Source organism: Phaeovulum sp. (genome assembly GCF_041596715.1).
Lineage (GTDB): Bacteria > Pseudomonadota > Alphaproteobacteria > Rhodobacterales > Rhodobacteraceae > UBA6213.
On record NZ_JBFHIA010000134.1, the window covers coordinates 1 to 8,589 of the forward strand.

7 protein-coding genes are annotated in these 8,589 nt (G+C 62.9%); 2 read left to right on the top strand and 5 right to left on the bottom strand.

The window, feature by feature from the left end:
- Positions 1 to 26: 26 nt before the first annotated feature.
- The 5 genes from ABY403_RS10125 to ABY403_RS10145 form a co-directional block, all read right to left on the bottom strand.
- Entirely contained in the window at positions 27 to 1,076 is a 1,050-nt protein-coding gene (locus ABY403_RS10125) for an ABC transporter ATP-binding protein (RefSeq protein WP_372840678.1), read from the bottom strand.
- A gap of 3 nt (positions 1,077 to 1,079) precedes the next feature.
- Positions 1,080 to 2,567 (bottom strand): argininosuccinate lyase, encoded by a 1,488-nt coding sequence (locus ABY403_RS10130; RefSeq protein WP_372840679.1) that lies wholly within the window; start codon positions 2,565 to 2,567, stop codon positions 1,080 to 1,082.
- The gene (locus tag ABY403_RS10135) at positions 2,564 to 3,442 is read right to left on the bottom strand and encodes a carbohydrate ABC transporter permease (RefSeq protein ID WP_372840680.1); all 879 of its coding nucleotides are present in this window, start codon (positions 3,440 to 3,442) and stop codon (positions 2,564 to 2,566) included. Before ABY403_RS10135 ends, ABY403_RS10130 begins: the two co-directional genes overlap by 4 nt.
- Positions 3,442 to 4,335, bottom strand: a complete 894-nt coding sequence (locus tag ABY403_RS10140) for a carbohydrate ABC transporter permease (protein ID WP_372840681.1) — start codon at positions 4,333 to 4,335, stop codon at positions 3,442 to 3,444. Before ABY403_RS10140 ends, ABY403_RS10135 begins: the two co-directional genes overlap by 1 nt.
- Before the next feature lie 114 nt (positions 4,336 to 4,449).
- On the bottom strand, positions 4,450 to 5,706 hold the full coding sequence (locus tag ABY403_RS10145; protein WP_372840682.1) for an extracellular solute-binding protein: 1,257 nt from the start codon (positions 5,704 to 5,706) through the stop codon (positions 4,450 to 4,452).
- Positions 5,707 to 5,867: 161 nt separating this feature from the next.
- Here ABY403_RS10145 and ABY403_RS10150 point away from each other — a divergent pair, with 161 nt between their 5' ends.
- Together ABY403_RS10150 and ABY403_RS10155 are read left to right on the top strand one after the other, a co-directional pair.
- A complete protein-coding gene (locus tag ABY403_RS10150; RefSeq protein ID WP_372840683.1) occupies positions 5,868 to 7,067 on the top strand; it encodes an ROK family protein in 1,200 nt (399 codons plus the stop codon).
- 76 nt (positions 7,068 to 7,143) lie between these two features.
- Positions 7,144 to 8,589: PIG-L family deacetylase (locus tag ABY403_RS10155; protein WP_372840684.1), on the top strand; the 1,446-nt coding region annotated here is incomplete at its 3' end.

Genomic DNA, 8,589 nt, shown 5'->3' on the forward strand with positions numbered 1-8,589 from the left:
CACACCTTCGGGCCTTGTAGAACTGGTCACCGCAGCGCCTCGCCATCCGGGGTGAAAAGATGCAGGTTGGCGGTTTCCACGGCCAGATGCACGCTTGCGCCCACTGCGGGGGGCGTGCGGCCGTCGGCGACGGCGATGATATCGGCACCGTCGATTTCGATATGTGCCAATGTCTCGCTGCCAAGCGGTTCGAGCACGCTGACGATACCTTCAAAGACCCCCGGCTGCTCGCTGACGACCAGATCGTCGGGGCGAATACCGACGGTCAGTTCCGAGCCATCGGGCAAAGGCAATTCGATCGCGATCGAACTGCCCGCAACCTTGATCGCACCGCCCGAATAGCGCGCGGGAAGCAAGTTCATCGATGGCGCACCGATGAACTGCGCCACAAAGATATTGGCGGGTTGGTGGAACACCTCGGAAGGGGTGCCGACCTGCTGGATGCTGCCATCTTTCATGATCACGATACGGTCGGCCATCGTCATCGCCTCGACCTGATCGTGGGTGACAAAGATGATCGTTGTGCCGACGCGCTGGTGCAGTTTCTTGATTTCAAGCCGCATCTGGCTGCGCAGTTGCGCATCGAGGTTGGAAAGCGGCTCGTCGAACAGAAACACAGCCGGGTCGCGCACCATCGCGCGGCCAATCGCCACCCGCTGGCGCTGCCCGCCCGAAAGCTGGCCGGGTTTGCGATCGAGGTATTCGGTCATCGACAGCATCGCTGCGACCTCGTTGATCCGCTCTTCGCGCTCTGGCTTGGAAAGTTTCGAGGTGCGCAGCCCAAAGCCGATGTTCTTGCGCACCGTCAGATGGGGGTAGATCGCGTAGTTCTGAAACACCATCGCGATGTCGCGGTCTTTCGGCTCTAGGTTGTTCACCACCCGCTCGCCGATCATGATCTCGCCGCCGGTAACCTCTTCCAGCCCCGCGACCATGCGCAACGTCGTGGATTTGCCGCAGCCAGAAGGCCCGACGAACACCACAAACTCGCCATCCGCCACATCGAGGCTGATGCCGTGCAGCACTTCGGTCTTGCCGTAGGCCTTGACCAGATTGCGTATTGAAACTGTGGCCATGGGTTACTCCGGTTGAAGTCGGGCGAAGGCTGCGTCAGAGGCAGCCTCGGCGGTGTGGATACGATCAAGGCGGGCGGTATGCCGGGCGGCAAGCGCGCTTGCCTCGGCGGTGTAATGGGCTAGGGCTTCATCCATCGGCGCGGGGGCCGGGCCGCCAAAGCGGTCGCGCACCGCGACGAAATGCGCAGGGTCTACCGCCTCGGCGTAGGCTGCGGCATCAAGCTTCGGCGCGCGGCCCGTTTCGGCGCGAAATCCGGCGGAGAAGATCGCGTAGCCTGCACGAAGCGGCTGCTCGACTGCAATCACACCACGCGCGGTTGTCGCGGCGATCGAATGTGCTTGCCGAAAGCTCAGCCCCTCTTTGCGCACCAGCGTATCGGCAAGCTCGGTCACGGTCACACAAGCGGCGTCCAGATTAGCGGCAACTCGGTCGGCGCGCACGCGGCAGGCGGGCAAAAGCGCGCCCAGAAGCGCCAGCACCCGCGCGCCGCTGTCAAAGGCCGCGTAGCCCGCCAGTTGCACCTCGCCCTCGCTGTCGTTCATGTCGGTGAAGGGGGTGTTGTGCATGGTGCTGATTACTGCCTCGGCGCGCCCCACGGTCATGCTGGCCAGATGGCGCAGATGTTCAATCGGCACCGGGTTGCGCTTTTGCGGCATGATCGACGAAATCTGCACAAAGCTGTTGGGCACATAAAGCTGGCCCACCTCGAAGGCGGTCCAGAATTGCAGATCCTGCACAACGCGGCCCAGATGCAGGAACATCAGCTTGATCGCAGAATATAGGCCGGTCACATAATCCACCGCCGCGATGCAGCCATAGGAATTGCGCAGCGGTTCGGTAAAGCCCAAGAGCTCTGCCATGCGGTGACGGTCTATCGGAAAGCCCGAGGTGGTGATCGCCGCAGCCCCCATCGGGCAATGGTCCAGCGCATCGCGCGCCGTGCTCAGCCGCGCGATATCGCGCAGCAGCACTTCGGCGGCAGCGGCAAGGTAATGGCCAAAGGTGCTGGGTTGCGCGGGCTGGCCGTGCGTGTAGGCCACGATCAGCGTGTCACGCTCGCGCCGCGCCGTTTCCAGCAAGGCGTCTGCCAGCTTGAGCGCCTGCCCAAGCATCGTATCGGCGCGCCCCCGCAGCACCATCTTGAACACCGTATGGTCCATGTCATTGCGCGAGCGCGCGGTATGCAGCGCCCCGGCAAGATCTGCACCCAGTCGGCGCTTCAACTCGTCTTCGACCAGAAAGAAGTAATCCTCGTGCTCGCCGGTGTAGCTGAGCGCGGGCAGATCAAGCTCTGCATCAATCGCCTCAAGCGCCCCGGCAAGGGCTGCCGCGGTGTCGGCGCTGACAATGCCGGTTTCGGCCAGCATCACCAGATGCGCGCGGTTGATGGCGCGGACGGGGCCTGCGTAGTGCTGCTTGGCCGCGTCAAAAAGGGGCCCCAACACCGTATCGCGGTAGATCGGGTCGGGAAACTGGCTGGTATCGGTCATCCCTTCAACCCCGCCATCGCAATGCCGTGGATGATGTAGCGCTGGAAGACAAGAAACACGATCAGCGTCGGAATCGTCGCCAGTGCGGCCCCCGTCATGATCAGTTCCCAATCCACCGTCTGTTCCACAGAGAAGGTCGTCAGCCCCACCGGCAAGGTGTAAAGCTCCTGACTGTTGGTGACGATCAAGGGCCAGATGAAGGCGGTCCAGTTGCCAAGGAACACAAAGATCGCAAGCGCCGACAGCGCCGGTGTCACCAACGGCAAGGCCACCGACCACCAGATCTGAAACTCGTTCAACCCGTCGATCCGCGCGGCCTCGAGAAAGTCGTCGGGCACGGTTTCAAAGAATTGCTTCATCAGAAAGGTGCCGAACGCGGTCATCATGCCGGGGAACATGATGCCCCAGTAGGTATCCAGCCAGCCAAGACTGCGCGACATGAGATACCACGGGATCACCAGCATTTCGGTCGGGATCATAAGCGTCGAAAGGATCGCGATAAAGATGATGTAGCGGCCGCGAAACTTGAACTTGCAAAGCGCGTAGCCAACCAGCGCATCAAAGAACACCGCCGAAATCGTGGTGCAGGTCGCAATGATGAACGAGTTGATGAACCAGCGATAGAACCGCCCGTCCGACAGCACATACAGATAGTTTTCCGCCGTCGGTTCCTTCGGGATGATGTTCAGATTGTACATCTCGTAGGGGTATTTGAACGAGGCCGAAAGCATGTAGACAATCGGCATCACCATGACGATTGCGCCCATCGCCAGCAGCGTCCAGCGGATGATAGCAGCCGGGTCGCGGCGCGGTTTTGAACTCGTCGGCGCGCGCATCAGCGCCGCGGCGCTAGCGCGGATTTGGGTATCGGCCATCAGCGGTCCCTCATGATGCGCAGTTGTAGCAGGCTGACGACCAGCAAGATCGAGAACAGCACCACCGTCTGTGCCGCAGCGTAGCCCATGTCATAGCTTGTAAAGGCGGTCTGGTAGATCATCAGCACCAGCGGTTTGGTGCTGTCGAGCGGACCACCGGGGTTGTTGGTGGTCATGTTGAAGACCTGATCGAAGATCCGCAGGAAGCTGATCGACGAGAACACCACCAAGAACACGATCGTAGGCTTCAGCAGCGGCACGGTGATTTCGCGCAGGATCGTCCAGCTAGAGACACCGTCAATCCGCGCCGCCTCGTAATAGCTGATCGGAATGGCGCGCAGCCCGGCCATGAAGATGATGATCTGAAAGCCAAGCCCCGCCCAGATCGCTGGCAGCAAGATCGCCGGCAGCGCATTGGTGGTGGAATTGAGAAAGGCAATCTGCTGAAAGCCCATCGAAGCGATGAAGTTGTTGAACAGCCCGATCGGCACCGGCTGATAGAACCAGCGCCAGACCCATGCCATCGCCACCGTCGAGGTCAGAAACGGAAGGAAATAGAGCGCGCGCAGCGTGCCGTGCAAAAACCGTATCTTGTCCAGATGATAGGCGATCGTGAAACTGGCCAGAAGCGACAGCGGCGTGCCAAGGATCAGGTAGACAAAGGTGTTCTTGAACACCTTCCAGAACACCGGGTCGTGGAACAGCTTGTCGTAGTTTTCAAGCCCCACCCAAGTGCGCGCGCCCAACAGGTTCCAGTCCTGAAAGCTAAGCACGATGGCGTTGAGCGTGGGGTAAAAACGGATCACCACATAGAACAACACGGGCAGCGCCAGGAATGTCCAAGCCCAGACCACCTGCTTTTGACTGATCGATAGATTGCGGTAAAGCTTCATGCTGAGCCTCTTGGCGGCTGGCGCTGAACCAGAGCAAGCTGGCGGAAACGCTGACGGGCGGGCGGTGTGCGCGGGCCCCGTTTCCGGGGCCCGCAAGTTTGCTAGGCTCTGCGCTTACTTGGCGTAATACGCATCAAGCAGCGCCTGTTCGGCTGCCGCAGCGATTGCCAGCGCATCCGCCGGGCTTTGGTTTTCAAGGAAGATCCGGCTGACGGCATCGACCAGCACTTGGCGCTGACCGGTTTCATCGGCAAAGATCGTTGCGTGCGCATAGCCCAGCCCCTTGATGAACGGGCCATAGACCGGGTCGGCGATGTTTTCCGGGGTCAACGCCGCCGAGGGTTTGGCGGGCAGTTCACCGACAGTTTCAAGCCAGACCTGCATCGCCTCGTCCGAGGTGATGTAGTCCATGAACTTCACCGCAGCGTCGTACTTTTCGCCCGTCGCTTTCGAGGTGATCGCGTTCACCCAGTAGCTTGCATAGTTCGACTGGGTGCCGTCCGGCCCGGCCGGAAGCTCGGCCACGCCCCATTCCAGCCCGCGGGTATCCTTCAGCGCGCCGATACGGAACGAACCGTCGATATGCATACCTGCACGCCCGGCTTTGAAGGCCGCTTGCGGCTCGTCCATGAAGGTGGACGAGGTGACGCCCAGCGTCTGCTCGAGGCTGGTGTAGAACGCCAGTGCCTCTGCCCCTTCGGGTGTGTTGTAGGTAACGGTGCGGTAGTCATCGGTATAGGGCACCACGCCGAACTGGCGGAACAGCACTTCGCGCAGCCACTGATGGTCTTGCGCGGTCATGCCCGTTGTAATGCCCTCGACCGTGATGTTGCCTGCGCCGTCCTTCTTGGTCAGCTTTTCGGCAATCGACACCATCTCGTCCAGCGTCGCGGGCGGCGCGGTGATGCCTGCCTCGGCAAAAAGCTTGGTGTTGTAGAACAGCGCCAACGAACGCACCGCGGTGGGCAGTGCCATGTAGTTGCCGTCGATCTTCATCGCCTGCACCATCGGGAAGAACTCGGCCTCGATGCGCTCGACGGGGAAGACATCAGTGGGCAGCGGCTGAATCAGGTCTGCCGCCACGTAGTCGTTCAGCCAGCCGTAGAACAGCTGCACAACGTCAGGGCCTTGGCCTGCCGGGATCGCCGCAGCAACCTTGGTGCGGTAATCGGCATAGGGGAAGGTTGACTGCTTCACCGTGATGCCGGGGTTAGCGGCCTCGAAATTGGCGATGAGCGTGTCCATCGCGGTGATGCGCGCGTCAAAGATATACTGCCAGTATTCGATCTCGACCGCGCTGGCGGAACCCGCCGCAAACAGTGTGCCGAGGGCGGAAGAGGCGCAAAGCGCCAGTGTCGTGATGGCCTTCATGGTCGTCCTCTCTGTTAGGCGGCCCCGTGGGTGGCGCCGCGTATCCCGTATTGTCCCCTTGCTGCCGAAGCCGACGGGGCTGCTCTTTGATGAACCGAGTGTTGACGCCTTCCTTTCAAAGATCAATAGTTAATTCAAACCGTTTGAGTTAAGGGGGCAGCGTGACGCTGCAGCGAACTCTCATTGCTGGCGCCAATTCAGAGCGCACCAAGGCACACAACCGCCGTGTGGTGCTGGGCTATGTGCAGCGCAGTGCGGGTGCGGGGCGTGCCGAGATTGCCAAATCCTGCGGGCTGAGCACGCAGGCGGTCTCGAATCTGATCGCAGAGCTAGAGGCCGAAGGGCTGGTTGTTTCGGGCGGGCGGCGGCGCGCGGCGCGCGGCCAGCCGCCGGTGGTCTATACCTTCAACCCCGACGGCGCGGCGGCACTGGGCTTTGAGGTGCGCCCCGATGCGCTTGTGATGGTGATGACCAACCTTGGCGGCACCAAGATCTTCTCCCGGCAGGTGCCGCTGACCAGCACCGCGCCTGCAAAGGTTTTTGCGCTGATGGCCGATTTGGCGCAGGAAGCAAAAGCCGCTGCCCCCGCTCCGCGGATCTTCGGTGCGGGTCTGGTGATTCCCGGCCCCTTCGGCGTTGAAGGGCTAAGCGCCGCCGGGGCCACGGTGTTGCCAGAATGGAACCTGCTCGATGCCGCCGCAGGTGCGGCGCAGGCGCTAGGCATGCCGGTGATGCTGGAAAAAGACGCTACCGCCGCGGCGATCGCCGAACGGCTCGCGGGCGTTGCGCATCAACTCGATAGCTACTGCTACCTCTATTTCGGCACCGGCCTTGGGCTTGGCGTCATCGCCCACGGGCTGCCGCAGCGCGGCGCTTTTGGCAACGCGGGCGAGATCGGGCATGTGGTGGTGCGTCCGGGCGGTCTTGCCTGCGATTGCCACAACCACGGCTGCTTGGAACAATACGTCAGCCGCATGGCGCTGCAACGGCATCTGGCCGAGCGCGGTCTGATCGCCCCCAATGATGCCCCCGATACCGTGGCGCTAGAGTTGTTGGCGGCGAAGGATGCGGGCCTTGCCGCGTGGCTTGCCGATGCCGCAGCCGCGCTTTCGCAGGCGGTGGGGCTATTGGAAAACCTGTTCGATCCGCAGGCGGTCATTCTGGGTGGCGCGCTGCCCGATGCTATTCTTGACGATCTGATCCGCAGGCTCGATCTGCCTTCAGGCTCGGTGGCGCGCCGCACCGGGCGCGTGCTGCCGCGCGTGTTGCGCGGCGCGTCGGGCCCCACCACCGCCGCCCTCGGCGCCGCCGCACTGGTGATTCACGATACCATGACCCCCCGGCTCGACCCTGCCCCATGACCCTGCCCGCGGCCTTGCCGCATTTGCTTTCGCGTCCTTTGCCCCTGCCCCATTTCCCGTTCCGAAAGGCCAGCCCATGCCGATGACAGATCCCGCCCGAATCGCCGCCCAGCGCACCGCTCCGATGGGCCTGATGCTCTGGCGCGCGCTGCAACCGCTGCGCGGGCTGGCGCGTTTCATGAACTCGGGCGCACACCCCGACGATGAAACCTCCGATATGCTGGCGGCACTTTCGCTGCGCGACGGGTTGAGCCTTTCCTATGCCTGTTCGACCCGCGGCGAAGGTGGGCAAAACGACATTGGCCGCGAGGCGGGGGCCGCACTCGGCACGCTGCGCACCGCCGAGATGGAACGCGCCTGCGATGTACTCGGCCTTTCGATGTACTGGCTTTCCACCAGCCCCGACGATCCAATCACCGACTTCGGCTTTTCCAAATCCGGGGAGGAGACACTGCGCAAATGGGGCCATGCGCGCACGCTCTTGCGCTTTGTCGAGATTATTCGCGCCGATCGACCCGACATTCTTTGCCCCACTTTCCTTGATATTCCCGGCCAGCACGGCCACCACCGCGCCATGACGCAACTGGCGCATGAGGTTATGGCCGCCGCCGCCGACCCCACCTTCAAGGCCGAAGGCGCGCCGTGGCAGGTATCCAAGCTTTATCTGCCCGCATGGTCGGGTGCAGGCTACGCCTATGACGACGACCTGCCGCCCCCGCCCGAAACGGTGCGTGTGCCCGGCCACGGATGTGAACCCGTCTCGGGGTGGAGCTGGCCAGAGATTGGCCAGCATTCGCGGGTTTTCCACGCCACGCAAGGCATGGGCCGCTGGAGCGGCGCGGGCGAAAGCGCAGGCTGGCCGCTGCATCTGGCCAAAAGCTATGTGGGCGATGACCACACTGCGCTGACCGACAATCTGCCCGCATGTTTTGCCGATCTGGCACCCGATCTGGCAGATTCCGCGGCGCTCGATCTGTCGCTGGCCGAAACCGTCGCCGCCTACCCCGACACCGGCGCGGTTCTGCGTGCAGCGGCCGCCGCCGTGCAGGCGCTGCGCAGACTTCGCGCGGCCTGCCCAAAATCACAGGCCGATGCGCTGCTGCACCGTCTGGCGCGCAAAGAGGCCGAACTTGCCCGCGTCATCTACCTCGCCTCGGGGCTGCGCGCCGAAGGACGGTTGGCGCAAGACTTCGCGCACCCCGGCGAGACGGTCGGGGCAAGCTTGGCGCTTTACGTGCCGAATGGCCCGGTCAAGGCCGATCTGCGCTGGCTTGCGCCGCAAGGCTGGCGCATCAGCGACACCGCCATTACCCTCCCCGCCGACGCGGCCGAGGCCGACCCCTACCCCACCGTGCACCACCCCTATCAGCCGAACGGCCCGGTTGCGCTTTCGTTGACCATGCATCTGGCGGGGCAAGAGATTTCGCTGACCCTTCCGGCCGAGCGCGCGCTTTCGGTGCTGCCGCGCCATGAGGCGCGGATCGAGCCGCAAGCGCATGTGCTAAACCGCCTTGCCCCGCGC